Origin of the sequence: Bradyrhizobium sp. Bra78 (assembly GCF_024519855.1) — a bacterium.
In the GTDB taxonomy this organism is placed as follows: Bacteria; Pseudomonadota; Alphaproteobacteria; order Rhizobiales; family Xanthobacteraceae; genus Bradyrhizobium; species Bradyrhizobium japonicum_G.
Genome location: NZ_JALJRE010000007.1, coordinates 215,908 through 241,894 on the forward strand (window position 1 = coordinate 215,908; position 25,987 = coordinate 241,894).

Below are 25,987 nucleotides of genomic sequence, written 5' to 3' on the forward strand. Positions count from 1 at the left end.
CATAATATAATCGGTCGTGAACAATAATGGATAACTCAGCAAGGCTGAGCCACCTCGCTGGATCAGTCCGGGATCAGGGATGACAAACGCCTCCACGCTCGAACGACGCCTGCGCGCGGACATGACCGGCGACGTGCTGTTCGACGGCTTCAGCCGCGGCCGCTATGCCACCGACGCCTCGTTCTACCAGATCATGCCGGCTGGCGTGGTCGTGCCCAGGACCATGGACGAGGCGCTGCGGGCGCTGGCGATCGCCCGCGACGAGGGATTGAAGGTCACCCCGCGCGGCGGCGGCACCTCGCAATGCGGCCAGACCGTCAATGACGGCCTCGTGGTCGATCTCTCGAAGCACCTGAACCGGATCCTGTCGCTCGACGTCGAGGGCCGCACCTGCGTGGTCGAGCCCGGCATCGTGCTCGACGACCTCAACCGCCAGCTCAAGAAGCACGGCCTGTGGTTTCCGGTCGACGTCTCCACGGCCTCGCGCGCGACGATCGGCGGCATGGCCGGCAACAATTCCTGCGGCGGCCGCAGCTTGCGCTACGGCACCATGCGCGACAACACGCTGTCGATGGAGGCCGCACTCGCCGACGGCACGCTGGCGCACTACGGCGAGGTGTCGCGCGATCTTTCCGACGTCGATCCCGGCAACGGCGCCCGCGCGCTGTTCCGCGACATGCTCGATCTCGGCACGCGCGAGGCCGAGGAGATCGCGGCCCGCTTTCCAAAAGTGCAGCGCCGCGTCGGCGGCTACAATCTCGATGCGCTGGTGCCGCGCAATGCGCGCAACAACATGGCGCACCTTCTCGTCGGCTCCGAGGGGACCCTGGCCTTCACCACCAAGGTCGAGCTGAAGCTGTGGCCGGTGATCCGCAACAAGGCGCTCGGCATCTGCCATTTCGGCAGCTTCTACGAGGCGATGGACGCGGCCCAGCATCTGGTCAAGCTCAAACCGATCGCGGTCGAGCTGGTCGACCGCACCATGCTCGCGCTCGGCCGCGACATCGCGATGTTCCGGCCCATCATCTCCACCGCCATCAAGGGCGATCCGGATGCCGTGCTGGTGGTCGAATTCGCGGAGGAGGACCAGGCGGACAACCTCGTCCGCCTCAAGCAGCTCGGCGAGCTGATGGGCGATCTCGGCTTCGGCTGGAGCAAAGACAAGCGCAAATGGGGCGGCGTGGTCGAGATCACCGAGCCGGCGCTGCAGGGCGGCATCGCCGATTTCCGCGCCGCCGGCCTCAACGTCATGATGTCGATGAAGGACGCAGGCAAGCCGGTTTCCTTCGTCGAGGACTGCGCGGTGCCGCTGCCGCATCTGGCCGACTACACCGCGCGGCTGAACGAAGTCTTCGCCAAGCACGGCACCAGCGGCACGATGTACGCCCATGCCTCCGAAGGCTGCCTGCATGTGCGTCCCGTGCTGAACTTGAAGCTGGAGAAGGACGTCAAGGCGATGCGGGCCATCGCCGAAGAGGCCTTCGCGCTGGTGCGCGAGTACAAGGGCTCGCATTCCGGCGAGCATGGCGACGGCCTGGTGCGCTCCGAATTCCATGCGACGATGTTCGGCGAACGCCTCGTCGCCGACTTCAGGGAAGTGAAGCAGCGCTTCGATCCCGACGGCGTGCTCAACCCCGGCAAGATCGTCGATGCCCCGAAGATGGACGACCGCTCGCTGTTCCGCTACCGGCCGGACTATCGCGTCGGCGAGTTGAACACGAAGCTCGACTGGTCCGCATGGCCCGGCGCGGGCGGCGGTTTCCAGGGCGCGGTCGAGATGTGCAACAACAACGGCGCCTGCCGCAAGCTCGAGGGCGGCGTGATGTGCCCGTCCTACCGCGCGACGCGCAACGAGAAGGATGTCACGCGCGGGCGCGCCAATACGCTACGCCTTGCGATCTCCGGCCAGCTCGGGCCCGATGCGCTCTCCTCCGACGAGATGATGGAGACGCTGAAACTCTGCGTCTCCTGCAAGGCCTGCCGCCACGAATGCCCGACCGGCGTCGACATGGCCAAGATGAAGATCGAGGTGCTGGCCGCGCGCGTCACCTCCCACGGCCTGACGCTGCGCGACCGGCTGGTCGGCTATCTGCCCCGTTATGCCGGCCTCGCGGCGCGCTTCGCGCCGCTGGCGAATTTACGCAACCGCAGTCCGCTGCTGCGAAAGCTGTTCGAGCGCTTTGCCGGCATCAGCGCACGCCGCGCCCTGCCCGCTTTCCGCAGCGACGTGTTCGTGCCGCCTGCGGAAACGGTTGGTCCGGAGGCCGGCCGCGAGGTGGTGCTTTTCGCCGACACGTTCAACCGCATCTACGAGCGCGAGAATCTCGACGCCGCGCTGCGCGTGCTCACGGCCGGCGGCTACCGCGTGCACATGCCGAAGCCCGCGAGCGGCAGCCGGCCGCTGTGCTGCGGCCGCACCTTCCTGTCCGCCGGACTCGTCGACGAAGCGAGGTCCGAGCTCGACCAGATCGTCGCCGCCTTCGCGCCCTTTGCCGCGCGCGGCGTGCCGATCATCGGCCTCGAGCCGAGCTGCCTGTTGACGCTGCGAGACGAGTTGGCTTCGCTGCGCCAGGACAATGACGCCAAGGCCGTCGGTGCCCACGCACTGACGTTCGAGGAGTTCCTGGTGCGCGAGGCCGAGGCCGGCCGGCTGCAACTGCCGCTCGGCGCCGTCGCCGACAAGGCACTTGTGCACGGCCATTGCCACCAGAAATCCTTCGGCGCGTTCAAGCCGGTCGAACAGGTGCTGCGCCTCGTCCCCGGCCTGAAGGTCGAGACCATCGAATCGAGCTGCTGCGGCATGGCCGGCGCCTTCGGCTATGGCGCCGACACGTATGACGCCTCGATCGAGATGGCCGAGCTGTCGCTGCTGCCCGCGGTGCGGCGCGCGGACCAGACCACGCTGGTCGTGGCCGACGGCACCTCCTGCCGGCACCAGATCCACGACGGCGCGCAGCGCGAGGCGCTTCACGTCGCGCGCGTGCTGGCGATGAGCCTCGATCGCGCCGAAACCAACTCCACTTCTCTCGCTGAAAAGGAAACCAGCCATGGCTGACCTCACGCTCGACACCGCCCGCAAGATCCTCGATGCCGCCTTTGCGAAGGCCGGCGAACTCAAGCTGAAGCCGCTCGTCGTCACCATCCTCGACGCCCGCGGCGTGCTCAAGATCGCCGCGGCCCAGGACGGCACCAGCCTGATGCGCGCCGAGATCGCGCACGGCAAGGCCTACGGCGCGCTCGCGCTCGGCATGGGTTCGCGCGCCCTGTTCCAGCGCGCGCAGGAGCAGGCCTATTTCATCGACGCGGTGAACACCATCGCCAGGGGCGCGCTGGTGCCGGTCCCGGGCGGCGTGCTGATCATGGACGGCACGACCTTGCTCGGCGCGGTCGGAGTTTCCGGCGACACGTCCGACAATGACGAGGCCTGCGCGGTCTCCGGCATCCAGGCAGCGGGGCTGAAGGCCAACGCGGGCTGAGGTCGCCGCTCCTGTCGTAACCCCCTTACCGACCCGTCCAGACCGGCTTGCGCTTCTCGCCGAAGGCCTTCAGCCCTTCCTTGGCGTCCTCGGTCATCGCGAGCAGCGCGATCTGGCTTTCGGTGTAGGCGATGCTCTCGTCGAACGACATCGAGGCGATCGCACGCATGGCGTATTTGCCGCGGCGGATCGCGGTCGGGGATTTGTCGACGATGCGGCCGATCAGCCAGTCGACCTTGGCATCCAGCTCGGCTGCGGGGACGACGTGGTTGAGCAGGCCAGCTGCCTGCGCCGCCTTCGCGTCGAACGGCTCGCCGGTCAGCGCCCATTCGTTGACGAGCCGCGGCGGAGCGATGGACTGCAGCAGGCTCAACACCTGCATCGGGAACACGCCTACCTTCACCTCCGGCAGGCCGAAGATGACGTGATCGGCCGCAACGGCCATGTCGGTCATGCACAGCAGGCCCATGCCGCCGGCCATGCAGACGCCGCCGACGCGCGCGATCGCCGGCTTGGTCGCGTTCTGCGACAACCGCAGCAGATCGGCATAGTCGACATTGGGCCTGGAATGATCCATCGCGAAGGCCGCGCCGGAGTTCTGCAGATCAGCTCCGGCGCAGAACGCCTTGTCGCCCGCGCCCGTCAGCACGATGACGCGGACATCCCTGTCGTCATGCGCGTCGCGATAGCCTTTGCCGATGCCGGCGATCACGTCGCCGTTCAGCGCATTGCGCTTCTCCGGCCGGTTGATGGTGATCCAGAACGCCTGCCCGCGCTTCTCGGTGATGACGCTCGTTGTGTCGGTCATGACGCCGCTTCCTTAGCTTTCCGTTTTGCTGCCATTTGCGGCAGCGCGGGCGCAAGGTGCAAGGGGCAATCTGCGGCGAGACGCCGCTTTAGCGCCTCGACACAAATATACGGGCGATCAAGGCCCGCTCAGGCGGCGACCGCTTTCCTGATCCACACCTTGTTGTCGTGGAACGCGGCCCCGCCGATCGGCGCGATGGTGTCCGCGCCCGTCAGCATGTTGATGCCGCGATCCCCGATATGGCTCTTGTTGGGATGAACGGATTCCGCGATCAGCACGCCGCGCCGCACGCCCTCGAACAGTGTGGCAATCAGCGTGGTCTCGCCGCGGGTGTTGCCGAGCGTCACCGCATCGCCGTCGGCGATGTCGAGGGAGGCTGCATCGAGGGGATGGATCATCACGCTCGCCCTGCCCTCGCGCGCCTGCGAGGACGGCGTCTCGTTGAAGGTGGTGTTGAGGAAGCTGCGCGAAGGGCTGGTCGCAAGCCTGAACGGATGAGCCTGGTCGGCGTGCTCGATCACCGCCCAATGGTCCGGCAACGAGGGCATCTTGTCGAAATCGCCCATCGTCCGGCCGAACGGCGGATGCGCCCAGTCGGCCCTGAAGTGGAATTTCCCGTCGGCATGGGCAAAACCGTCGAGATAATGCGAGGTGCGGAAGTCCGGCTGCAGGTCGCGCCAGAGATCGGCTTCGAGGCCGGCGATGTCGCCGTGGTCGCTGAGCTTCAGCGTCGCGTCGATCAATTCGCGCGGCGTCAGCTCGAAACCCGGATGCGTCGCGTCAAGCCGCGGCGCCAGCGCCTGCAACAGCTGGTGGTTGGAGCGGCACTCGCCGGGCGGGTCGATCAGCTTCGGGCCGACCGAGATGTGCTGGTGGCCGCCGCCGTAATAGAGATCGTCATGCTCCATGAACATCGTCGCCGGCAACACGATGTCGGCCATCTGCGCCGTCTCGGTCATGAATTGCTCGTGCACCGCGACGAACAGATCCTCGCGCGCGAATCCCTGCCGCACCAGCGCCTGCTCCGGCGCCACCGTCATCGGGTTGGTGTTCTGGATCAGCATCGCCTTGACCGGCCCCTTTCCGAGCAGGGCCTCGGCATCGCCGGTAAGGATGCGGCCGATCTGCGACTGGTCGAGCGCGCGCGTGGTCTGGTCGATCGCGTCGTGGGCTTCGATGAGCGATTCGTCGAAGTGCCACAACGCGTAATTGTTGAAGAAGGCGCCGCCGCCTTCATATTGCCAGGCGCCGGTCACCGCGGGAATGCAGAGTGCCGCATGCATCTGCGTCGCGCCGTTGCGCGAGCGGGTGAAACCGTAGCCGAGCCGGAAGAAGGTCCGCTGGGTCTCGCCGACCAGTTTGGCAAACGCCTCGATCTCGGACACCGGCACGCCTGTGATCGCGGAGGCCCATTCCGGCGTCCGGGTCTTCAGATGCGCCTCGAGCTCGGCGGGGCAATCGGTGTATTTGTCCATGTAGGCGCGGTCGGCATGGCCGTCGCGGAACAGGACATGCATCACGCCGCAGGCAAAGGCACCGTCGGTGCCGGGACGCAGGAGGATCTTGATGTCCGCCTGCTTCATGGTCTCGTTGTCGTAGATGTCGACCGCCGCGATTTTCGCGCCGCGCTCCTTGCGCGCACGGGCGGCGTGCGTCATCACGTTGACCTGCGTGTTGACGGGATTGGTGCCCCAGATCACCACGAGATCGGACACTGCCATCTCGCGCGGATCGACGCCGGCGATCTTGCCGGTGCCGATCGCAAAGCCGATGCGCCCGACATTGGCGCAGATGGTCTGATAGAAGCGCGAGTATTTCTTCACATGCGTGAGGCGGTTGAGGCCGTCGCGCATCACCAGCCCCATCGTCCCGGCGTAGTAATAGGGCCAGATCGATTCCGCGCCGAACTCGCGCTCGGCCTGATTGAAGCGGTTGGCGATCTCGTCGAGCGCCTCGTCCCAGGAGATCCGCACGAACTGCCCGGAGCCCTTCGGCCCGGTGCGGCGCATCGGATAGATCAGCCGCTCGGGGTGATGGATGCGCTCGGCATAGCGGGCGACCTTGGCGCAGACGACGCCGGCCGTATAGGTCTGCTTCTTCGAACCGCGAACGCGGCCGATGTTGCGGCCTTCGACCACCTCGACATCGAGGGCGCAGGCCGACGGGCAATCATGCGGACAGGTCGAATGGCGGATTTCGATCTTGGCGTGCTGGTTCATGCCCGATTTCGTAACACCAAAATACCGGTCCGCCGAGGGCATTTATCCGGCAATGCCCATGCGATTTGCTCAAACCACATGCGACGCGGGTTCCTGCCGCGGCCGCGAAATACGGCCCGGTCACACCGAAACCGGCCCGATATTCCCGGCACGATCGGCCAAGTGAGGCGTCGACAGTCCGCATCCCCTGCCGCTACAGTGCCGGCCAACAAGAACGATATCAGGGAGGTGGGTGTGACGGCCCGACAACTCATGCTGGCGCTGGCCGCCGGTCTGCTCACCACATTTCCCGCAGCTCCGTCCCTGGCACAGGACTATCCCACCCACGCGGTGCGGATCGTCGTGCCCTTCGGCGCCGGCGGGCCGGCCGATGTCGCCGCCCGGCTGATCGGCAACGTGCTCCAGGAGAGCTTTGGCCAGCCCTTCGTGATCGAGAACCGCACCGGCGCGGGCGGGGTCATCGGCACGGTCGAAGCGGCGAAGTCGCCGGCCGACGGCTACACGCTGCTCATGATGTCCAACACCCAGACCGCGAACGAATCGCTGCTGACGCCGAACCAACGCAAATACGAGCTGATGCGCGACCTCGCACCGATCGCGCCGGTGAACTATTCCGATCTCGTCATCGTGGTGAACCCGCAGGTTCCGGCGAAGACGCTGCAGGAGTTCATCGCGCTCGCCAAGGCGCAGCCGGGCAAGCTGAACTACGCCTCCTCCGGCCAGGGCACGCCCTATCACATGGCCGGCGAGCTGTTCAAAGCGATGGCGGGCATCAACCTGGTCCACGTGCCCTACCGCAACAGCGGCGAGGCGCGCAGCGGCGTGATCGGCGGGCAGGTGCAGATGATGATCGACGCGGTGCCGGCGATGGCGCCGAACATCGCCGAGAACCAGGTCCGCGCCCTCGCCACCACCGGCAAGCAGCGCTCTGCGGTACTGCAAAGCGTGCCGACCGCGATCGAGGGCGGCGTACCCGGCTACGAGGCGACGATCTGGCTTGGCCTGATGGCACCGACCGGCACGCCGAAGCCAATCATCGACAAGCTGAACGCTGCCGTGAACGCAATGGTGAAGCGGCCCGACATCGTCAAGCTATGGACTGAGCAGGGTGCCGTGCCCATGTCGATGACGCCGACGGAGTTCGACAAGTTCCTGCGCGGCGATATCGAGAAATGGGCCGACGTCGTCAAGAAGTTCGACAAGTCCTGAGATCGCGGACCGACAATGCCCACGATTCAATTCCAGCTCAACGGCACGGCCACGTCCGTGGATGGCGATCCGGATCTGACGCTGCTCGACGTGCTGCGCGGCCGGCTCGGCATCACAGGCGCGCATTTCGGCTGCGGGGCCGGTGAATGCGGCGCCTGTTACGTCATGGTCGGAGGCCACGCGATGGCCTCCTGCGACATGCCGATGTGGTCGGTCGCGGACAAGGATGTCGTCACGGTCGAAGGCCTCGGCACGGCGGGGCAACCGCTTCCGCTGCAACGCGCCTTCATCACCGAACAGGCGATGCAATGCGGCTATTGCGTCTCGGGGATCCTGATCAGTGCGGCAGCGCTGCTGAAGCGCAGTCCGTCGCCGACGGAGGCCGAGGTCAAGGCGGCGCTGGACCGTAATCTTTGCCGCTGCGGATCGCACAACCGCATGGTCCGCGCCGTGCTGCGCGCGGCCTCGGAGATGGCGACGTCATGAGTGCGCCGTCCCCTGCCCCGAAACTACCGGTCAGCCTTGCCGCCAATCCAAGACTGTCGTCCTGGGTGCGGTTCACCGGCGAAGGCCGTGTCGCCATCTCGCCCGGCAAGGTCGAGATCGGCCAGGGCATCGTCACGGCGCTGGCGCAGATCGCCGCGGACGAGCTCGACGTCGATATCTCCCGGGTCGAGATGATCCGCGCCTCGACGGCGACCAGTCCGAACGAGGGCGTCACCTCCGGCAGCCTCTCCGTCCAGCAATCCGGCCGCGCCCTGCGCCACGCCTGCGCCGAGGTGCGCCAGCGCTTCCTCACTGCTGCATCGGAACGTCTCGGCGTCGATGCACCGCTGCTTGGTATCGATGACGGCACGATCTCGGGCCCCGGCAATGTCAGGACCAGCTATTGGGAGCTGGCCGGCGACGTCTCGCTCGACCACGACGCCATCACAGGCGCCGTGGCGAAGACCGTCGCCAAGCGCACCGTCGCCGGACATTCGGTCCAGCGTGTCGACATTCCCGACAAGGTGTTCGCGCGGCCGCGCTTCATCCATGACCGCGCGCTGCCGGACCAACTGCACGGACGCGTGCTGCGGCCGGACGTCTCGGGCGCCAGACTGCTCGCGCTCGACGAAGCGGCTGTGCGCGCCGTCCCCGGCCTCATCGCCGTTGCTCGCGACGGCGGCTTTGCCGGCGTGGTCGCCGACAGCGAGCCGGCGGCGGAAGCCGCGCTGAAAGCCCTGCGCAAGGGCGCGACCTGGTCGGCCGGCGAGCCATTGCCGGATGAAGACGACCTGGCGGGATTCCTGAAGAGCCAGCCGGTCGAGACGACCGTCATCGACACCAGGGCGGCGGCGGCGACCGAACACGTCCGCACCCTCCGCCGACAATACCCCCGCCCCTACATCGCACATGGCTCGATCGCGCCGTCCTGCGCGATGGCGCGCTGGGACGGGAATCGCGTCCATGTCTGGACCCACAGCCAGGGTGTCTATTTGCTGCGCGCCGATCTGGCGATCGTGCTCAAGCTGCCTGCCGAGAGCATCGTCGTCGAGCACATGGAAGGCGCCGGCTGTTACGGGCACAACGCGGCCGATGACGTCGCGCTCGATGCCGTGCTGCTGGCGAAAGTCGCGGGCGGCCGTCCGGTCCGGGTGCAGTGGTCGCGCCATGACGAGATGTCCCACGCGCCGTTCGGCGCGGCCATGGCCATCGAGATCGAGGCCGACCTCGACGCGGGCAACGAGATCGTCGGCTGGCGCCATGCGATCTGGAGCAACGGCCACGCGGCGCGGCCCGGGCGTGCTGCCCAGCCTGCGCTGCTTGCCGCAACCGAGATTGCGCCTCCCTACCCGCGCATGATCTCGACGAATCCGGCCGCCGCCAACGGCGGCGGCGGAGACCGCAATTCCGTTCCGCTCTACGAGCTCCCGGCGTGGACGATCACGAGCCATCGGCTTCTGACCATGCCGGTGCGCACGTCGGCGCTGCGGACACTCGGCGCGCAAGGCAATGTGTTCGCCATCGAGTCCCTGCTCGACGAGATCGCCGCCCTGCGCGGCGAGGACCCGATCGCGTTCCGCCTGCGCCATCTGCGCGACGAAAGAGCAAAGGACGTTATCCGGACCGCGGCGCGACGTGCCGCGTGGAAGCCGCAGAAGCGAACCGGAATCGGTCACGGCGTCGGCTTCGCCCGCTACAAGAACACCGGCGCCTATTGCGCCGCAATTGCCGAGGTCGAGGGCGCAGGCGACATCCGCGTCAATCGGCTGACGCTTGCGGTCGATGTCGGCGAGGCCATCAATCCGGACGGCGTCGTCAACCAGATCGAGGGCGGCGCGATCCAGGCGACGAGCTGGGTGCTGAAGGAGCGCGTCCGCTTCGACCGGACGCGCATCACATCGACGTCCTGGCCGGACTATCCGATCCTGACCTTCAGCGAAGTGCCGGCCGTGGATGTCGAGGTCATCCAGCGGCCGGAGATCGAGCCCGTCGGCGCCGGCGAAGCCGCCCACGGCCCGGTCACCGCGGCGATCGCGAACGCCGTCGCCGATTGCCTCGGTGTGCGCGTACGCGACCTGCCGATCACCCGCGACAGGATCATCGCAGCCATGGAGCTCGCATCGTGACGACAGTGAACATCCTGAGCGGAGGCGCGGCGCAAGGGCTGGTGCGCGGCCTCGCGGAGGCCTTCAAGGCACAGACCGGCTTCGGCGTCGACGGCGAGTTCGGCGCGGTCGGCGTGATGGCGGACAAGCTGCGCGCGGCAACGCCGGCCGATCTCGTGATCCTGACGCAGGCGCTGCTCGCAAAGCTCGCCGAGGAGAAGCTCGTCAGCCCCTCTTCGATCGCGGATGTCGGCAGGGTCGAGACCGCACTTGCGGTCCGCAGCCGCGATCCCAAGGTGAACGCGAAGACCGGGAGCGATTTGCGCGAGGTGTTGCGCGGCGCCGACGCGATCTACGTCCCGGACACAAAGGCCTCGACCGCGGGACAGCACGTCGCAAAGGTGCTGGATAGGCTCGGCATCGCCTATGAGGTCGCCTCGCGCCTCAAGATCTTTCCGAACGGCGCGACCGCGATGCGCGAGCTTGCGGCGTCCGCCGCGATGCGTCCGATCGGCTGCACGCAGGCGACCGAGATCATCGCGACCGAGGGCATCGCGCTGTCGGGGTCGCTGCCGCCGGGCTGCGAACTCGTGACGATGTACACGGCCGGCGTGACCACACGGGCCGCGCATCCGCAAGAGGCCGCCGCGCTGATCGCGCTGCTGACAGGCGCAGACCGGAAGGAGCAACGCCAGCGCGCAGGCTTCACCGGCTAGATGCCGAGTCCTTATTTGTGCAACTGGGTCAGGCCGGTCGGCGGACCGTCGACCGCGGTCCAGCCGCCATCGACGAACAGTGTGCTGCCGCTGACATAGCTTGCGGCATCCGAAGCGAGATAAGCCACCGCGGTGGCGACCTCGTCGGCGCTGCTCCAGCGGTTGAACACGGTGTGGCCGGCGTAGAGATTGTAGATGTCGGGACGCTGCTTGAACGGACCGGTCAGCGCGGTCTCGGCAATGCTCGGCGCGATCGCATTCACGCGCACGCCGGCGTGGCCGACCTCGGAGGCGAAGCCCTTCACCAGCAGGCCGATCGCCGCCTTGGTCGAACCGTAGACGCCCAGGCCCGGCTCGATGGTCACGGCGCGCACCGAGGAGCAGGCGATGATGCTGCCGCCCTTCTGCTCGACCATGATGCGGCCGAAGGCCTGGAAGAACCAGACCGTGCCCTTGACGTTGAGGTTGAGCACGCGGTCGAGATCCTCCTCGGTGTAGTCGAGAATGGTCTTGCGGATGTTGAGCCCCGGCGTCGTCACGGCGATGTCGAGCCGCGAGAATTTCTGCATCACGGTCCTGGCCAGCGCATTGACCTCCGTGGCGCTCGCGGCGTCGCACGCAGCGGCCTCGGCCCAGCCGCCCTTCTCACGAATGCCGGCGGCGGTCGCCTCCGCCGCGTCAAGGGCGCGATCGGCGCAAACAACGCGGGCACCGAGCCCGGCCAGCGCCTCGGCCGACGATTTGCCGATGCCCGAGGCGGCACCTAGCACCACGGCCGACTTGCCGGTGAGGTCGAAGAGCTTGCGATAGTCAGTCACGAACGAATTCTCCCTGTTGCTGCTATCCCTTGTAGCCCATCAGCAGGCGGGGCAGCCACAGCGAGAAGGCGGGGACGTACGTCACGAACATCAGAGCTGCGATCAGGGCGGCGTAGAACGGCAGGATGGTGCGCATCACCGCGCCCACCGAGATGCCGCCGATGGCGCAGCCGACGAACTGCGTCGTTCCGACCGGCGGGGTGTTCAGCCCCAAAGCGCAGTTGATCAGCATCAGCATGCCGAACTGCACCGGGTCCATGCCCGCCTTCATCGCGATCGGCAGGAAAATCGGCGTGCAGATCAGGATGGTCGCCGCCATGTCCATGAACGTGCCGAGCAGGAACAGGATGACGTTGATGAGCAGGAAGATGATCCAGGGCTGCGAGGAGACCTTGCTCATCATCTCGCCAGCGAGGTCGGCCACCTCGTACAACCCCATCAGGTACTGGAACATGGTGGAGACGCCGATCAGCAACAGCACCACGCCCGTCGTCTTCACGGCCTTCGCGGCGGCCCGCAGGAAGTTCGGCAGGGTCATTGTGCGGTAGATGAAGAAGGTCAGCAGGATCGTGTAGGTGACCGCGACGGCTGCGGATTCGGTTGCCGTAAAGACGCCGGAGAGGATGCCCGTCAGGATGATGCCGACGATCAAAAGACCGGGCAGCGCGGCCGCGAACGATCGGAACACCTCGGCCCAGCCCGGGAACTTGCCGGCCGGATAGCCTCGCTTCACCGCGACCGCGTAGGCGGCGACCAGCATGCACACCATCAGCACGAGCGCCGGCAGGAGGCCGGCCGCGATCAGCGCGCCGATCGAGACCTTGCCGCCGGCGGCGAGCGCATAGATGATCATGTTGTGGCTGGTCGGCATCAAGGCTCCGACCAGCGAGGCATGGGTGGTGACGTTGACGGCGTAGTCGGTGTCGAAACCTTCCTTCTTCATCATCGGGATCATCACCGCGCCCATCGCCGACACGTCGGCCACGGGCGAGCCGGAGACGCCGCCGAACAGCGTGCAGGCGACCACGTTCGACATGCCGAGCCCGCCGCGGATGTGCCCGACGAGATTCTTGGCGAGTAGCACGATCTTGTCGGCGACGCCGCCATGCAGCATCAGCTCACCGCTGAAGACGAAGAACGGGATGGCGAGGAACGAGAAGATGTTCATTCCCGACATCATCTGCTGGAAGATGACGGCGACAGGCAGGCCTTCGTAGAGGATGGTGCAGATCGCCGAGAGGCCGATCGCGAAGGCGACAGGTACGCCGATGACCAGGAAGCCGAAGAACGAGGCGCCGAGGATGATCAGTTCCATGAGGGGACGACCTCTTCGCCGCGCAGGAGAGCGATGATGTGCTCGATTGAAAAGGAGACGATCAGGACGCCGGAGGCGATCAGCGGAACGTAACGGATGACTTCAGGCAGGCCGAGATTGGGGATCTTCACGGTTCCGACCGAGGCCCCGAGGATCCAGCCGTTGTAGGCCATCGCAATGCCGAACACGGCCACCAGAACATGGATCACGAACTCGATCTTCTCCCGCACATGATCCGGAAGCATCACCAGCAGACTGTCCATTCCGATGTGACCGGCATCGCGCACGCCGACGGCGGCGCCGATCAGCGTGACATACAGGATCAGGACCAGCGCAAGGTTCTCCGTCCATGTCGGGCTGGAATTGAGCACGTAGCGTCCGAACACCTGGTAGAACACGATGGTGACGATGACGAGCAGGCCGGTCACGGACAGATACATGCCTGCGCGAGCAACGGGAGCATTGATCCGCGACAGCAGGCCGGTGGACGGGCGTCCGGCCACGTCCTGCTCGTGGCTTGCGACGTGTGGGTCGGTCATCCAGGTCTCCTTGCGCGTCTCCTTGCGAGGGTCCGGTATCGCCTCGCGGCGACGCCGGACCCGACGCTTGCGGTCCTACTTGGTGTCCTGGATGCGCTTGACGAGACCCTTCAGCTTCTCGTCACCGGCGAACTTGTCGTAGACCGGCTTCATCGCATCGACGAATTCCTGCTTGTTGGCGATCGTGACGACCTGAACGCCGGCGGCCTCGACGGTCTTGCGGGAGGCCTGCTCACGCTCGTCCCAGAGCTTGCGCATGACGGGAACCGATTCCTTGGCCGCCTTGCGGACCATCGCCTGGTCTTCCTTGCTCAGCGTGTCCCAGACCGTCTTGGACATCACGAGAACTTCGGGCGCCAGGGAGTGCTCGGTGACATTGTAGAACTTGGCTGCCTCGAAATGGCGCGAGGATTCGTAAGAGGGCCAGTTGTTCTCGGCAGCATCAACCAGACCGGTCTTGAGGGCAGTATAGACCTCGCCGTACGGCATCGGCGTCGGGTTGGCCCCGAGGCTCTGGATCATGCCGACCCACAGGTCGGATTGCTGGACGCGGATCTTGAGGCCCTTGAGGTCCGCCAGCGACTTGACCGGCGCCTTGACGGTGTAAATGGACCGGGCGCCGCTGTCGTAATAGGCCAGACCGATCAATCCCGCGGGCGCCATCGCCGCCAGAATCTCGTCGCCGATCGGCCCGTCAAGGACAGTACGCATGTGCTGCGTATCCCGGAAGACGAAGGGCAGGCACAACGCAATGGTTTCCGGCACGAAGTTGTTGAGCGGGGATGCGTTGATCCGCATCATGTCGAGTGCGCCGATCTTGAGCTGCTCGATGGTGTCCTTCTCGGAGCCCAGGGCGCCATTGGGATACACCTTCACGCCGAGCTTGCCGCCGCTCGCCGCTGCGAGCTGCTTGCCCATGAACTTGACGGCCTCGACGGTCGGATAGTCGGCGGGGTGGACGTCGGCGGAGCGGAAATCGCGTGCGGTCGCCAAGGGGGCCGAGACCGCGAGCAGAGCGGCCGCGATGATGCCGGTGAGTATCTTCATGTGGGCTTCCTCCTGAGTTGATTATGTCGTTGGGCAGATGCTGCGGGCCGCCTTGGGTCGCTCCACTTCCGGTGTGAAGTCAAGCGCCATTGTCGTCCCTAGGGCGCGCGGCATTCTGAGTCCAAGCCAAATCCGGCATCGATCAATGCCAGAGTTGCATCGATGGATCAAACCGGCTTTGGCGGGGCGACCTGTGAATGGTCCGTTTTTCCGAAACCATCCGGACTGTCTGCCGCGCGACGCGCCCCTGGGGATCGCTTGACGGCGCCGGTCCAGCCCCGCCAAGATGCCGCGAAACAAAGCGGAAGGTCTCGAGGGAATGCCATGTCGCGGAGACTGATCGATATTTCCGTGCCGCTGAGGAACGACGTGACGGCCGATCCGCCGGGCAATCACCCGACGATCCAGTACATCGATCACCAGCAGGGCCTGCCGCGGATGCTGCAGTTCTTCGAAGGCCTCCAGGCGCAGGACCTGCCGGACGGCCAGGGCTGGGCCGTCGAGCAGGTCTCGCTGTCCACCCACAACGGCACGCATCTGGATGCGCCCTGGCATTTCCATCCGACCATGAACCGCGGCGAGCGGTCATGGACGATCGACGAGGTGCCGCTGGAATGGTGCTTTCAGCCCGGCGTGAAGCTCGACTTCCGGCATCTGCCCGACGGCTACGTTGCGAGCGCCGACGACGTCGAGACGGAGCTGAAGCGGATCGGGCACACGCTGTCGCCGCACGAGATCGTCGTGGTCAACACCAGCGCCGGCGCCAGGTTCGGCCGCGCCGATTACGTCAACTCCGGTTGCGGCATGGGCTATGAGGCCACCATGTACCTGCTCGAACGCGGCGTGCGGCTGACCGGCACCGACGGCTGGAGCTGGGACGCGCCGTTCGTCTACACCGCGAAGAAATATGCCGAGACGAAAGATGCCGGCCTGATCTGGGAAGGCCACAAGGCGGGACGGCACATCGGTTATTGCCATCTCGAGAAGCTGCACAATCTCGACCAGCTGCCGTCGACCGGGTTCACGGTCTCATGCTTTCCTGTGAAGATCGAGCGAGCCTCCGCGGGCTGGACCCGCGCGGTTGCGATCATCGACGGCTAGTTGCCGTCGAGGCCGCTTTCGGCGAGTTCGCGCAGGGCATCGATGTCGAGCACGACGATGGCGCCGTGCTCGAGGCGAACCCAGTTGCGCCCTGCCCAGGCGCGCAATTGCTTGTTGATGCTCTCGCGCGTCATCCCCACCATCTCGCTGATCTCCTGCTGCGTGATGGCGAGAGTGCCGCTGCCGGAGTCGAACTTGCGCTCTTCGGTGAGACCGAGCAGCGCGCTCGCAAGCCGGCCCGGCAGATTTTGCAGGATCACCTGCTCGACCTGCTGGCTGGTCCAGCGCAGGCGCGCGCAGAGCAGCTCGATGAATTTCATCGCGAGCGCCGGCTGGCTCTTCACGAACGGCAGGAAGTCCCGGCGATCGATGATGTAGAGCTCGCAATTGGTGTTCGCGGTCGCATCGGCCGACCTGGGTGCGCCGTCGAGCACCGCGATCTCGCCGAAGATTTCTCCGGGACCGATCAGATTGAGAATGGCGTTTCGCCCGTCCGGCGACGAAGACGAAATCTTCACCGTGCCCGTGATCACTGCGAACAGGTTGTTGCCGGGATCGCCCTTGGCGGCGATCGTCGCGCCGCGCTTCACCGTGGTGTGCTTGGCGTAGCGGCAGAGCTGATCGAGCGCTTCCGGCTCCAGATCCGCGAAGATCGGATGCTTGCGCAGGACCGATAGTTTGTTGCCCGCCGACTGTCGCGGGTCGCCGGTCTTGTCCTGAGGCACGCCGGGGGGCTCCTAAGACTGCGAGGCACTGGAGGTCCTGCGTAGTCAACGTTGCCCGGCATTTCAACCGGAAAGCACGCGCGCCGTTTTAGGCAAATGCCGCAAAAACGCCCTTGGCCGGGGCCGAAGGCCGCATCCGAAGGATGCGCGGCGAATTTTGATCGATGCAGAGTTGCAGATGGGAGTCTGCGATTGCGTTGAGGCGCTGCGCAACGGCCAAAAGCTCGCCGGTCGAGCGTCGGCGGCTCGCCGGCTGGACGGGCCATGATCTCCGAGCCTTAGCGCCTGGAATCCGGGTCGAACCCGCCTGCACTGGTTTGTCGGTCTGCCCAGGCCAGAGCTGCCGCGAACGCAACGAAGATCGCCACGACGGCTATAGTCACCAGCATTGCGTCAGCAGGCATGATGTCCTCCCGGGTTGTTTGGCGCATTATCGGCGACAGACGGCCGGCGTCATTGATCGGGATCAAAAATCCGGGAGCGTGTTGGGGAAGTCGTCAGGCTGCAGCCAGCGCCTCGACACGGGCGGGATCGAGCAGGCGGATCCCGCCGTGAATGATCTCGATCACGCCGTGACGCTCCAGCTTGGTGAAGGTGCGACTGACGGTTTCGATCGTCAGGCCGAGATAGTCGGCGATGTCCTGGCGGCTCATTGGAAGCGGCACCGTGTCGGACCGCCCCTTGAGCACGAACGACCGTTCGCGCCAGCCGAGCAGAAAGGCCGCGACCTTCTCGTCCGCCGAACGGCGGCCGAGCAGGACCATGTGGTCGCGCGCATGGTCCAGCTCACGAATGGCCAGCTCGTTGATCCGCCTGAGCAGATGCGCCCGGTCCTCGATGAAGCGGCCGAAGGGAGTCTTCGCGAACTGGCACACGGTTACCGCGCCGATCGCATCGGCCGAGAAATTGTGCCGGCCGGAAACGTTCATGCCCAGGAAATCGCCAGGCAAGGCAAAGCCCACGATCTGGCGCCGGCCGTCGGGCAGCAGCTTGTACAGCCGCATGACGCCCTCGAGCAGATTGTAGAACGAGGTGGAGATGTCCTCCTCGGAGAACACGGTTTCGCCCGAGCCCAAACGGACCCGGCGTCCGAGATGCTCGAATTCCCTGAGCTCAACCGCATCCAACGACGAACACACCGCCGATTCGCGGACGGCGCAATCGCTGCAGAAATGCCCGTTCGGCCCAATCGTGACCAGGGAAGGCTTCATCCATCGCTCCAAGCGCCGGCTGCCTTCCGTAGGCAGCGTCCACCGCGCTGGCCATTTTACTGCACCGCACGAAAGCCGATTGACCCAGATCAATTTTGGCGGACATCCCCGTCTTAATCTGCCTCCAGGGTTCTACCGGGGTCACTTTCCATGCTGCAAAGCGCGCTGCGTCACGGCCTGATCGGACTACTTCTGATTGGACCTGCATTCGCCGATCCGGCCGCCGAACAACGCGGCAAGGCCTTCGCGCGGGCCAATTGCGCGCGCTGCCATGCGATCGACCGCGTTTCCGCAAGTCCGCTCAAGATCGCTCCTCCGCTGCGCATCCTGCACCGGCGCTATCCAATCGAGAACCTTGGTGAGGCGCTGGCCGAAGGCATCTCCACCGGCCACGCCGACATGCCGGCCTTCGTGCTCAGTCCGGACCAGATCCACGATCTCCTGACCTATCTGAAGACGCTGGAATAGCCGGCATCACACCGCCTGCACGGTCCAGCCGATCAGCTCCTTGGCGATGCGCGCGAAGGCCCTGTCGAACGCTGCGACTGCCGCGACCGGCTCGACCTTGTCGAGCTTCTCGCTGGTCTCGACAAGGCGCGAGGCGACCACCTTGCCGTTCTTGTCGACGATCCGCGCCGACAGGCCGATCTCCACCCGGGCCTCGCCTTCCGTCGCAATTCGGAACCGCCTGATATCGACCAGGAGCTGGTAGTCCGCCTGACCGAGATCGGATGCCCGCAATGGTGCATGGGCGATGTCGTAATTCTCGAAGCTGTCGATCAGCCGCGCCTGCACCAGCTTGGGAATGCTGTCGGCCCAGAGGAAATCGGCAAAGCCCGGATTGTCGCCGCCAGGCGCGAACAGCATGCGCTGGGTCTGGAGCATGGCGACCGCGGTCGGCTCGGGAATGGAAAGCGACGCCGCGAGCGTCTTGTCGGCCGGTCCGAGGTTTTGCGGTGTGCGCAGGTCATAGGTGACCTTCTGTGCCGGCGTTCCGCCGCCGGTCATCTTCTCGAGCCCCGCCAGGATGCCGTCGACCTTGCCGGTGTTGCGCGCGAGCCCCTCGGAGAAGGTCTTGAGATTGGCGATGGTGTCCTTCAGCGGGCCGGAATTGTCCTCCAGCACGGAATCGACCCGCCGCAGCGCATCGCGCGCGGCCTGCGTCATGCTCTGTCCCGCGCCGGCCTCGGCGACCAAGGTCAGGGGCTCGCCGGATTTGGCGACAATCACGCCGCCTTCCAGCGTCACCACCGGCACGCCGGTCAGCCCCTGGAAATCGAGCCCGACCTTGGTGTCGGTGCGCACCGGCGTCGTCGCGGCCACCGAGATCGTCGCGTTGACGAAGCGCGGATTGTCGGGCGCTAGGCCAAGCTGCGTCACCTCGCCGACGCGAATGCCGTTGAACAGTACGCCGGCACCGACCAGCAGGCCCGGCACCGAGCCCTGGAATTGCACGTGGTAATTCGTGCGCGGCCCGATGCCGCCGGTGTTGTTCAGCCAATAGACGAAGCCGAACACCGCGACAATCGCGGCCAGCACGAAGCTGCCGATCAGCACGTAGGGAGCGCGGGTTTCCATGTCTTCTCATCTCATCTGGTGTTGCAGCATCTGCGAGCGCTTGCCGTGGAAATAGGCGCGCACCCAGGGATGCTCGGATTGCAGCAGTTCGTGCATCGGGCCGATCGCGACGATCTTGCCGTCGGCGAGCGCCGCGACGCGGTCGCAGACCGTGGTCAGGCTCGCAAGATCATGGGTGACCATGAACACGGTGAGACCGAGGGTCTTTTGCAATGTCCCGATCAGCGTGTCGAAATCGCCGGCGGCGATCGGATCGAGGCCCGAGGTCGGCTCGTCCAGGAAAAGAATCGGCGGATCGAGCGCGAGCGCGCGCGCCAGCGCGACGCGCTTGGTCATGCCGCCGGACAGCTCCGCCGGATATTTGTCGGCATCCTGCGCCTGCAGCCCGACCATTTCGAGCTTGGCGATAGCGATCTCGTCCATCAGCTCCTGCGAGAGCACGAGATTCTCTCGCAACGGAAACTGGATGTTCTGCCGGACCGTCAGCGAGGAGAACAGCGCACCCTGCTGGAACAGGATGCCCCATCTCGTGGCCGCGCCTTCGGTGCGCCCGCCGATCGACCGTCCGACGACTTCGATGCTCCCGCCCTGGCGCGGGATCAGTCCGATGATGGTGCGCATCAGCACCGACTTGCCGCCACCGGACGCACCCACGAGCCCGAGAATCTCGCCCCTTCGGACGTCGAGCGACAGATGATCGAGCACGGTCTGACGGCCGAATCCGACCACGAGGTCGCGGACGCGGATCGCAAACTCTTCCTGCGGTTCGCTCATCGTCACATTCCGATCGAGGCGAAGAAGATCGCGAACAGGCCGTCGAGAACGATCACCAGGAAGATCGACTTCACCACCGAGGTCGTGGTCTGCCGCCCGAGCGATTCCGCGCTGCCCTTGACACGCAAGCCCTCGCTGCAGGCGACGATTCCGATCACCAGCGCCATGAACGGCGCCTTCAGGATGCCAACCTCGAAATGGGTGACGGAGATGGCGTCATGCAGCCGCGCAATGTAGATCGCCGGCGCCATGCCGCCGTAGAACTGCGCGACCAGGCCGCCGCCATAGAGCGCGGCAACCGATCCGATGAAGGCGAGGATCGGCAGGGCGATGACCAGGGCTGCGACGCGCGGCAGTATCAGGACATGGATGGGATCGAGGCCCATGGTCGAGAGGGCGTCGATCTCCTCGCGCATCTTCATCGAGCCCAGCTCGGCCGTGTAGGCGCTCCCCGAACGGCCGGCCACCATGATGGCGACGATCAGCACGCCGAGCTCGCGCAGCACCAGAATGCCGACCATGTCGACGGTGTAGGACTCGGCACCGAACCTGCGGAAATGGAAGAACCCCTGCTGGGCGATGATGGCACCGATCAGGAACGTGATGAGTACGACGATCGGAATGGCCTGCCAGCCGACGCGATAAAGCTGGTAGACCAGCGAGGTCAGTCGCAGCGATTTCGGCCGGCGCAATACGCCGATCACGGCCATGGACAATGCACCGAGCATTTGAAGGAAGACCGCGACGTCTTCCCGCGCGTCGACCGTGGACTTGCCGAGATTATTCAGTCTCAGCAGCACCGGATTTGGCGCTGGCGCAGCCACCGGCGTGTGGCGGTTGACTTGACGCACCTCGTCCAGAAGACCGCTGAAGTGATCGGCGACTCCGACGAATTCCGCCGGTCGGCCGGCTGATGCAGCCCTGCGCGACAGCTTTTCCAGGACCCAGGCGCCGAGCGTGTCGAGCGCGCTGATGCCCGACATGTCCAGCGTGACGGCTCTGGATTGATCGACCTCCGCCCCGACCGACCGGGACAACGTTTCCAGCGTCGCCACGTTCGCTGCGGTCCATGGCCCTTCCGGGCGCAATTTCAGCGCATCGCCGGAGGGCGTTGCGAGCAACAGCGGTTCGAGATTCACGCTTCCACCTCATCGGGACAACCGGTCCCCATTCAGCCGGCATTTCTAGGCCAGCATGTGGCGCCTGGATTGACCTTTCTCAAGAGCAGCACCCGCGGCCGGTTTTGACGCAGATCAAGCGCGGTCGCGTCAGCGGGTCCTAGTCTTGTTTCCATTCAATGGAGATATCCGATCCATGTTCGACAGCAACAGGATGAGCGAAGAACTGCAAGCGCTGAAGGTTGACGTCACACGCCTGCTGAGCACCGGCGAGGAGATTTTCGACAGCTCGAAAGACCGCGCCGAGGCGCTTGCCGACCAGATCAGGGCTGCGCTCACCGAGCTCGGCGAGACCGTCGAAGAGGAACAGGAGCAGCTTCAGGGCCTCATTGCGGAACGCCCGATCACGTCGCTCGCCTCGTCCTTCGCGCTCGGCGTGGTCGTCGGCTTCATGCTGCGGAGACATTAAGTGAATACCGAGAATGTGGTCAAACATCTGCGGCTGCTTTGGCGCACCGACAGGATCATCGCCGACATCCGGCTGCGCCACCTGCTGACGGGCCTTGGCCTGCGCGCTTTTGCGGCGCTGATCGCGGCGTTCGGGCTTCTGATGCTGGAGCTGTCCGCCTATTTTGCGCTGGTCCAGATCTGGAGTGCGATTGCGGCGGCGGCCATCCTCGGCACCGCCAATTTTGCCATCGCGGCCATTCTCTTCGTTCTTGCCGGCCGTCCTCCGTCCGGCCGTGACATCGAACTCGCCAACGAGATCCACGGCGCGTCCATCGAAGCCCTTCAGCTCGAGGCGCGTGCGCTGCAGGCCCAGATGTCGGGCGCAGTCCACCATCCGCTCAGCACGCTGGTCCCGGTGCTGGTGCCGCTGATTGCGATCATCGTCAGGAACTTGCGAAGGACCGCCAAGGACTCTGCCGCCGCAAGTCCGGCTGAAGCGCGTTCCTGAAGCGCGACGAGATCGGGATAAATCGTCATCGCGCTCTGGGTCACTGTTTGAGCATCAGCATTTCGGAAACCCGCTGCGCAATTTTCCCGATCATGCCTTAGCGGGCGCGCTCAGAGCTTCAGCCTGACGTCGCAAATATCCGGCTCGGCCGGATCCGGCTTCACCTCGAAGCCGAGCTGCCGGCACATTTCGAGCATCACGGTGTTCTCCTGCAGTACGTCGCCCGAGATGGCTTTCAGCCCTTCCGATCTCGCGTAGTCGATGATCAATTGCATCAGGGCCCATCCCAGCCCCCTGCCCTTGAGATCGGACCGCAGCAGGATGGCGTATTCGCCGCTCTCGTAGATCGAGTCCGAATGGAGCCTGACCACGCCGACCATCTCGCCGGTGGCCTCGTCGAATGCGATGAAGGCCATCGCGCGCGCATAGTCGAGCTGGGTCAGGCGCGCGATGAACTCGTGGGTGAACTCCTTCATCGGCGCGAAGAAGCGCAGGCGGAGGTCGTGCGCCGTGACGTGACGCAGGAATTCGTGGATGGTCGGCTCGTCCTCCGGACGCAGGGGCCGCGCGAAGATCCGCCAGCCGTCCTTGAGTTTGAGGCGGCGCTCCCATTGCGACGGATAGGCCCGAACGGCGAAGTTCACAGGGCCGGAGCCGGCAAACTTCCGTTGCGGCGGCCCGACCGCGACACGGGCATCGACTGCGGTCACGCCGGTTTCGTCAGCCAGCAGCGGGTTGATGTCGAATTCACGGATCTCGGGAATGTCGGCGGCCATCTGCGCCAGCTTGACCAGCACCATGGCGACGGCGTCGGGCTTTACTGCCGGGACGTCCCGGTAGGCACGAAGCAGACGTGACACGCGCGTGCGGTCGATCAGGTCGCGGGCCAGCTGCAGATCCAGCGGCGGCAGCGCAAGCGCCTTGTCGTTGATGATCTCGACCGCGGTCCCGCCGCGGCCGAACACGACGACGGTGCCGAAGGTGGGATCGTCGGCAAGGCCCAGGATCAACTCGCGCGCCTTCGCCTTGACGACCATCGCCTGCACGATGACGCCCTCGATGCGTGCTTCGGGACGCAGCTTCCTCGCCCGAGCGAGAATGTCGGTGGCAGCGACCCGCACCGCCTCGGGCGTTGTCAGATTGAGCACGACGCCGCCGACATCGGATTTGTGCACGATGTCGCGCGACATGATCTTCAGGACGACGGTGGCGCCTTGCGCGAACATCTCGCTCGCGCAGGCCACCGCCTGCTCGACATCGGTCGCGGCGTATGTGGGCACCATCGCGATGTCATAGGCCTCGAGCAGGTGCTTGATCTCGACAGGTTCGAGCCATTGGCGGCCGTCCGCGACGGCGGCGGCGACGATCTGCTTGGCGGCCCGGGCGTCAGGCACGAAGGTGTCGGGCATCGCCGGCGGAACCTGGCTCAGCTCCTCCACCGCTTCGCGGTGCCGGACCAGATGCATGAAGCCGCGCACCGCGTCGTCCTCGGTCGGATAGTTCGGAATGCCTCCGCCGGAGAGCGTCTGAATGATCTTTTGATCGGCCCCGATCCAGGCGGCAAGCACCGGCTTTGCCCAACTGCGGTGCTGCTCGCGATATCTGCCGACGAGCTCCGTCACGGTCGTCGCGATGTCGGCAGCCGAGGCGATCGCTGTCTGCACATTGAGGACGAGAACTGCGTCGTTGTCGGGGTCGGCGAGCAGCACCTCAAGCGCCGCCGCGTAGCGCGACGCATTGGCATCGCCCACGATGTCGACGGGATTTGCGCCGGACCAGGTCGGCGGCAGCACGTCGTCGAGTTTCTTGCGGGCGTCCGCGGAAATCGTCGCCGGAATTCCGCCAAGCTCGACCAGCCGATCGACGGCGAGGACGCCGATTCCGCCGCCATTGGTCAGGATGGCCAGGCGCTTTCCGGTCGGCGATTCGACGCGGCCGAGCGTTTCCGCGCAGTCGAACAGCTCGCGCAGATCAGAGACCCGCAGGATGCCGGCGCGCCGGAACGCCGCGTCGTAGACCGCGTCCGCGCCGGCGAGCGCGCCGGTATGCGTGGCAGCGGCCTTCGCACCCTGCGCCATGCGGCCGGACTTCACCACGACGACCGGCTTCACGCGCGCCGCGGCACGCGCCGCCGACATGAACTTGCGCGCGTCCTTGATGGCCTCGATGTAGAGCAGGATCGCGCGGGTCCTGTGATCCATCGCGAAATAGTCGAGCAGATCGGCAATATCGACGTCGACCTGATCACCGATCGAGACGATGCCGGAGAAGCCGACGCCGCGCTGCGCCGCCCAATCAACCATGCCGGCTGCGATCGCGCCCGATTGCGAAATCAGCGCGAGGTTTCCCGCCCCCGGCATGTTCGCGGCAAAACTCGCATTGAGGCTCACGCCGGGCATCATGATGCCGAGGCAGTTCGGCCCGATCAGCCGCATGCCGTATTTGCGGGCCGCGGCAATCGCGGCCTCGAGCAGGGATCCCGGACCGCGACCGAGTCCGGCCGAGACGATCAGCGCGCCCGCCGAGCCGCGACGCCCCGCTTGATCGATGATGCCGGGCACCTCGCGCGCAGGCGCGGTGATGACCACGAGTTCCGGCACGAACGACAGTTTGTCGAGGCTGGCCACCGCGGCGACGCCGCCAATCTCGGCATGGCGCGGATTGACGAGGCCGAACTGACCCGTGAATCCAGCCTTCTGAATGTTTTCCAGAATGGCACGTCCCACGGAGAGCGGGCGGGCGCTGGCGCCGACGAGCGCAACCGAGCGGGGCGCCAGCAGATTCTTCAGCCGATAAGTTGACATGACAGCAAATTCGCCCGGTCGGTGACGGTTCCGATGGTTGACGATCAGGCCGATAAGCTGGCTGGACGCCTAGTGCGAGATCATAACCCAGCACGGTGGCTGGCCAATGACGGTCTTTGTCACACCGCCCCAGACGATCTCGTTCAAACGCGAATGATGGTAGGCCCCCATCACGATCGCGTCGATGGCGTGGGAATCCGCCCAGCTTCCGAGCACCTTGCCGGTCGAGCTGCCGCCGCCGCTTGCGGTTTCGAACGAGGCGTAGACCCCGTGTTCCCTTAAGTGATCGACGAGTGCGGCTCCGGATTGCACGATCGCGTCGGACTTGTCGTCCGCCACGGTCACCACGCGGACCGAGGCGGCCGCCTGAAGGATCGGCAGCGCATCGCCGACCGCGCGCGCCGCGCGCGCGGAGTGATCCCAGGCGATCATGACGTTCTCGAATTCCGGCCGCAGCGCGTCCACATAATGCTCCGGACAGAGCAGCAGCGGCCGCCCGGATTCGAACAGGAGCGTCTCGATGACGTGCTCCGTTCGGCTGTCGTGCGACTTCACCGGGAGGAGCGTGAGATCGCTGAAGCGCGCATGCTCGGCCAGGATCGACGCGATCTGGTCTGCGGGTACCTTGGCCGATCGGCTTTGAGCGCGGATGCCGGTGTGGGAGGACGCAGTGGTGAACGCATTCAGAAGATGCTGCATGTCGCCTGTCCCGAGCGACCCGTTTGCCTCTGCGGTACCGGACTCATCGGGAAGCATCACCTTCGGCCGCACGAAGGCATCCTCCTCGAGTGCAAGTGCGGTGATCCTGGCGCCGAGGTCGGCGGCAACGGCCACACATTTCTCGATGGCAGCAAGGGCCGGCCCGCGCGGCTGGCCGACAAGCGGCAGAAAGACGTCCTTGAAGGGCATCGGGATTCTCCTCGGTGGCAAGATTAGGCCGGCTGTGGCCGGGCCCCCTTGATTTTTGTCAAGCCTGGAAA

General features: G+C 65.7%; 24 protein-coding genes. 10 read left to right on the forward strand and 14 right to left on the reverse strand.

The window, feature by feature from the left end:
• The first annotated feature begins 79 nt into the window (after positions 1-79).
• Both OC450_RS17935 and OC450_RS17940 read left to right on the forward strand, forming a co-directional pair.
• The gene (locus tag OC450_RS17935; RefSeq protein WP_262048375.1) at positions 80-3,055 is read left to right on the forward strand and encodes an FAD-binding and (Fe-S)-binding domain-containing protein; all 2,976 of its coding nucleotides are present in this window, start codon (positions 80-82) and stop codon (positions 3,053-3,055) included.
• Positions 3,048-3,476 carry a GlcG/HbpS family heme-binding protein gene (locus tag OC450_RS17940; RefSeq protein ID WP_211384934.1) on the forward strand — a complete coding sequence of 143 codons (429 nt, stop codon included), beginning with the start codon at positions 3,048-3,050 and terminating at the stop codon, positions 3,474-3,476. Before OC450_RS17935 ends, OC450_RS17940 begins: the two co-directional genes overlap by 8 nt.
• A 25-nt stretch (positions 3,477-3,501) precedes the next feature.
• On the opposite strand, the gene OC450_RS17945 is transcribed toward OC450_RS17940, so the two are convergent.
• Both OC450_RS17945 and OC450_RS17950 read right to left on the reverse strand, forming a co-directional pair.
• Entirely contained in the window at positions 3,502-4,284 is a 783-nt protein-coding gene (locus OC450_RS17945) for an enoyl-CoA hydratase/isomerase family protein (protein WP_211384933.1), read from the reverse strand.
• A 128-nt stretch (positions 4,285-4,412) separates the two neighbouring features.
• Entirely contained in the window at positions 4,413-6,503 is a 2,091-nt protein-coding gene (locus OC450_RS17950; RefSeq protein ID WP_262048376.1) for a molybdopterin-dependent oxidoreductase, read from the reverse strand.
• A 252-nt stretch (positions 6,504-6,755) separates the two neighbouring features.
• Here OC450_RS17950 and OC450_RS17955 point away from each other — a divergent pair, with 252 nt between their 5' ends.
• From OC450_RS17955 to OC450_RS17970, 4 genes are read left to right on the forward strand one after another with little or no spacing between them, the layout of a single operon-like run.
• Positions 6,756-7,712, forward strand: coding sequence for a Bug family tripartite tricarboxylate transporter substrate binding protein (locus OC450_RS17955; RefSeq protein WP_256809025.1), 957 nt, complete (start codon positions 6,756-6,758; stop codon positions 7,710-7,712).
• A 15-nt stretch (positions 7,713-7,727) separates the two neighbouring features.
• The gene (locus OC450_RS17960; protein ID WP_262048377.1) at positions 7,728-8,198 is read left to right on the forward strand and encodes a (2Fe-2S)-binding protein; all 471 of its coding nucleotides are present in this window, start codon (positions 7,728-7,730) and stop codon (positions 8,196-8,198) included.
• Positions 8,195-10,324 (forward strand): xanthine dehydrogenase family protein molybdopterin-binding subunit, encoded by a 2,130-nt coding sequence (locus OC450_RS17965; RefSeq protein WP_262048378.1) that lies wholly within the window; start codon positions 8,195-8,197, stop codon positions 10,322-10,324. The genes OC450_RS17960 and OC450_RS17965 overlap by 4 nt, the downstream gene beginning before the upstream one ends.
• Positions 10,321-11,019 (forward strand): molybdate ABC transporter substrate-binding protein, encoded by a 699-nt coding sequence (locus OC450_RS17970; protein WP_262048379.1) that lies wholly within the window; start codon positions 10,321-10,323, stop codon positions 11,017-11,019. Before OC450_RS17965 ends, OC450_RS17970 begins: the two co-directional genes overlap by 4 nt.
• Positions 11,020-11,030: 11 nt before the next feature.
• Here OC450_RS17970 and OC450_RS17975 read toward each other — a convergent pair whose 3' ends face one another.
• The 4 genes from OC450_RS17975 to OC450_RS17990 form a co-directional block, all read right to left on the reverse strand.
• The gene (locus OC450_RS17975) at positions 11,031-11,837 is read right to left on the reverse strand and encodes an SDR family NAD(P)-dependent oxidoreductase (protein ID WP_211384928.1); all 807 of its coding nucleotides are present in this window, start codon (positions 11,835-11,837) and stop codon (positions 11,031-11,033) included.
• Between the two features lie 22 nt (positions 11,838-11,859).
• Complete coding sequence (locus tag OC450_RS17980; protein WP_211384927.1) at positions 11,860-13,152, reverse strand: TRAP transporter large permease; 1,293 nt, start codon at positions 13,150-13,152, stop codon at positions 11,860-11,862.
• Positions 13,143-13,691 (reverse strand): TRAP transporter small permease, encoded by a 549-nt coding sequence (locus OC450_RS17985; RefSeq protein ID WP_211384926.1) that lies wholly within the window; start codon positions 13,689-13,691, stop codon positions 13,143-13,145. Before OC450_RS17985 ends, OC450_RS17980 begins: the two co-directional genes overlap by 10 nt.
• 75 nt (positions 13,692-13,766) lie before the next feature.
• The gene (locus tag OC450_RS17990) at positions 13,767-14,738 is read right to left on the reverse strand and encodes a TRAP transporter substrate-binding protein (protein ID WP_211384925.1); all 972 of its coding nucleotides are present in this window, start codon (positions 14,736-14,738) and stop codon (positions 13,767-13,769) included.
• Positions 14,739-15,062: 324 nt separating this feature from the next.
• On the opposite strand from OC450_RS17990, the gene OC450_RS17995 reads away from it, so the two are divergent.
• A complete protein-coding gene (locus tag OC450_RS17995) occupies positions 15,063-15,839 on the forward strand; it encodes a cyclase family protein (protein WP_256808981.1) in 777 nt (258 codons plus the stop codon).
• Here the strand turns inward: OC450_RS17995 and OC450_RS18000 are convergent.
• From OC450_RS18000 to OC450_RS18010, 3 genes are all read right to left on the reverse strand, one after another.
• A complete protein-coding gene (locus tag OC450_RS18000) occupies positions 15,836-16,564 on the reverse strand; it encodes a Crp/Fnr family transcriptional regulator (protein ID WP_211384923.1) in 729 nt (242 codons plus the stop codon). The genes OC450_RS17995 and OC450_RS18000 overlap by 4 nt on opposite strands.
• Before the next feature lie 278 nt (positions 16,565-16,842).
• Positions 16,843-16,968 (reverse strand): hypothetical protein, encoded by a 126-nt coding sequence (locus tag OC450_RS18005; RefSeq protein WP_256808982.1) that lies wholly within the window; start codon positions 16,966-16,968, stop codon positions 16,843-16,845.
• Between the two features lie 93 nt (positions 16,969-17,061).
• Entirely contained in the window at positions 17,062-17,775 is a 714-nt protein-coding gene (locus OC450_RS18010; RefSeq protein ID WP_256809027.1) for a helix-turn-helix domain-containing protein, read from the reverse strand.
• Positions 17,776-17,925: 150 nt separating this feature from the next.
• Here OC450_RS18010 and OC450_RS18015 point away from each other — a divergent pair, with 150 nt between their 5' ends.
• The gene (locus OC450_RS18015; RefSeq protein ID WP_256808983.1) at positions 17,926-18,243 is read left to right on the forward strand and encodes a c-type cytochrome; all 318 of its coding nucleotides are present in this window, start codon (positions 17,926-17,928) and stop codon (positions 18,241-18,243) included.
• A gap of 6 nt (positions 18,244-18,249) precedes the next feature.
• Here OC450_RS18015 and OC450_RS18020 read toward each other — a convergent pair whose 3' ends face one another.
• The 3 genes from OC450_RS18020 to OC450_RS18030 are packed head-to-tail and all read right to left on the reverse strand — an operon-like array spanning position 18,250 to position 21,266.
• A complete protein-coding gene (locus OC450_RS18020; RefSeq protein WP_256808984.1) occupies positions 18,250-19,353 on the reverse strand; it encodes an ABC-type transport auxiliary lipoprotein family protein in 1,104 nt (367 codons plus the stop codon).
• A 6-nt stretch (positions 19,354-19,359) separates the two neighbouring features.
• Complete coding sequence (locus OC450_RS18025) at positions 19,360-20,127, reverse strand: ABC transporter ATP-binding protein (protein ID WP_256808986.1); 768 nt, start codon at positions 20,125-20,127, stop codon at positions 19,360-19,362.
• 2 nt (positions 20,128-20,129) lie between these two features.
• Entirely contained in the window at positions 20,130-21,266 is a 1,137-nt protein-coding gene (locus OC450_RS18030) for an ABC transporter permease (protein WP_256808988.1), read from the reverse strand.
• A gap of 175 nt (positions 21,267-21,441) precedes the next feature.
• Here OC450_RS18030 and OC450_RS18035 point away from each other — a divergent pair, with 175 nt between their 5' ends.
• Together OC450_RS18035 and OC450_RS18040 are read left to right on the forward strand one after the other, a co-directional pair.
• Positions 21,442-21,714, forward strand: coding sequence for a hypothetical protein (locus OC450_RS18035; protein WP_262048380.1), 273 nt, complete (start codon positions 21,442-21,444; stop codon positions 21,712-21,714).
• A complete protein-coding gene (locus tag OC450_RS18040; protein WP_211384917.1) occupies positions 21,715-22,203 on the forward strand; it encodes a phage holin family protein in 489 nt (162 codons plus the stop codon).
• 110 nt (positions 22,204-22,313) lie between these two features.
• Here OC450_RS18040 and OC450_RS18045 read toward each other — a convergent pair whose 3' ends face one another.
• Positions 22,314-25,007: a bifunctional acetate--CoA ligase family protein/GNAT family N-acetyltransferase gene (locus OC450_RS18045; RefSeq protein WP_211384916.1), complete on the reverse strand. Its 2,694-nt coding sequence runs from the start codon at positions 25,005-25,007 to the stop codon at positions 22,314-22,316.
• Between the two features lie 69 nt (positions 25,008-25,076).
• Positions 25,077-25,916, reverse strand: a complete 840-nt coding sequence (locus OC450_RS18050) for a universal stress protein (protein WP_211384915.1) — start codon at positions 25,914-25,916, stop codon at positions 25,077-25,079.
• Positions 25,917-25,987: the final 71 nt, after the last annotated feature.

What these genes read in the sequence shown, in the direction of transcription:
- OC450_RS17980 (WP_211384927.1), bottom strand. Translation starts at nt 13,152, where the DNA reads ATGGAACTGATCATCCTCGGCGCCTCGTTCTTCGGCTTCCTGGTCATC.
- OC450_RS17955 (WP_256809025.1), top strand. Translation starts at nt 6,756, where the DNA reads ATGCTGGCGCTGGCCGCCGGTCTGCTCACCACATTTCCCGCAGCTCCG.
- OC450_RS17990 (WP_211384925.1), bottom strand. Translation starts at nt 14,738, where the DNA reads ATGAAGATACTCACCGGCATCATCGCGGCCGCTCTGCTCGCGGTCTCG.
- OC450_RS17945 (WP_211384933.1), bottom strand. Translation starts at nt 4,284, where the DNA reads ATGACCGACACAACGAGCGTCATCACCGAGAAGCGCGGGCAGGCGTTC.
- OC450_RS18005 (WP_256808982.1), bottom strand. Translation starts at nt 16,968, where the DNA reads ATGCCTGCTGACGCAATGCTGGTGACTATAGCCGTCGTGGCGATCTTC.
- OC450_RS17965 (WP_262048378.1), top strand. Translation starts at nt 8,195, where the DNA reads ATGAGTGCGCCGTCCCCTGCCCCGAAACTACCGGTCAGCCTTGCCGCC.
- OC450_RS18035 (WP_262048380.1), top strand. Translation starts at nt 21,442, where the DNA reads ATGTTCGACAGCAACAGGATGAGCGAAGAACTGCAAGCGCTGAAGGTT.
- OC450_RS17960 (WP_262048377.1), top strand. Translation starts at nt 7,728, where the DNA reads ATGCCCACGATTCAATTCCAGCTCAACGGCACGGCCACGTCCGTGGAT.
- OC450_RS18010 (WP_256809027.1), bottom strand. Translation starts at nt 17,775, where the DNA reads ATGAAGCCTTCCCTGGTCACGATTGGGCCGAACGGGCATTTCTGCAGC.
- OC450_RS18015 (WP_256808983.1), top strand. Translation starts at nt 17,926, where the DNA reads ATGCTGCAAAGCGCGCTGCGTCACGGCCTGATCGGACTACTTCTGATT.
- OC450_RS17950 (WP_262048376.1), bottom strand. Translation starts at nt 6,503, where the DNA reads ATGAACCAGCACGCCAAGATCGAAATCCGCCATTCGACCTGTCCGCAT.
- OC450_RS18050 (WP_211384915.1), bottom strand. Translation starts at nt 25,916, where the DNA reads ATGCCCTTCAAGGACGTCTTTCTGCCGCTTGTCGGCCAGCCGCGCGGG.
- OC450_RS18025 (WP_256808986.1), bottom strand. Translation starts at nt 20,127, where the DNA reads ATGAGCGAACCGCAGGAAGAGTTTGCGATCCGCGTCCGCGACCTCGTG.
- OC450_RS17940 (WP_211384934.1), top strand. Translation starts at nt 3,048, where the DNA reads ATGGCTGACCTCACGCTCGACACCGCCCGCAAGATCCTCGATGCCGCC.
- OC450_RS17985 (WP_211384926.1), bottom strand. Translation starts at nt 13,691, where the DNA reads ATGACCGACCCACACGTCGCAAGCCACGAGCAGGACGTGGCCGGACGC.
- OC450_RS17995 (WP_256808981.1), top strand. Translation starts at nt 15,063, where the DNA reads ATGTCGCGGAGACTGATCGATATTTCCGTGCCGCTGAGGAACGACGTG.
- OC450_RS17935 (WP_262048375.1), top strand. Translation starts at nt 80, where the DNA reads ATGACAAACGCCTCCACGCTCGAACGACGCCTGCGCGCGGACATGACC.
- OC450_RS18045 (WP_211384916.1), bottom strand. Translation starts at nt 25,007, where the DNA reads ATGTCAACTTATCGGCTGAAGAATCTGCTGGCGCCCCGCTCGGTTGCG.
- OC450_RS18020 (WP_256808984.1), bottom strand. Translation starts at nt 19,353, where the DNA reads ATGGAAACCCGCGCTCCCTACGTGCTGATCGGCAGCTTCGTGCTGGCC.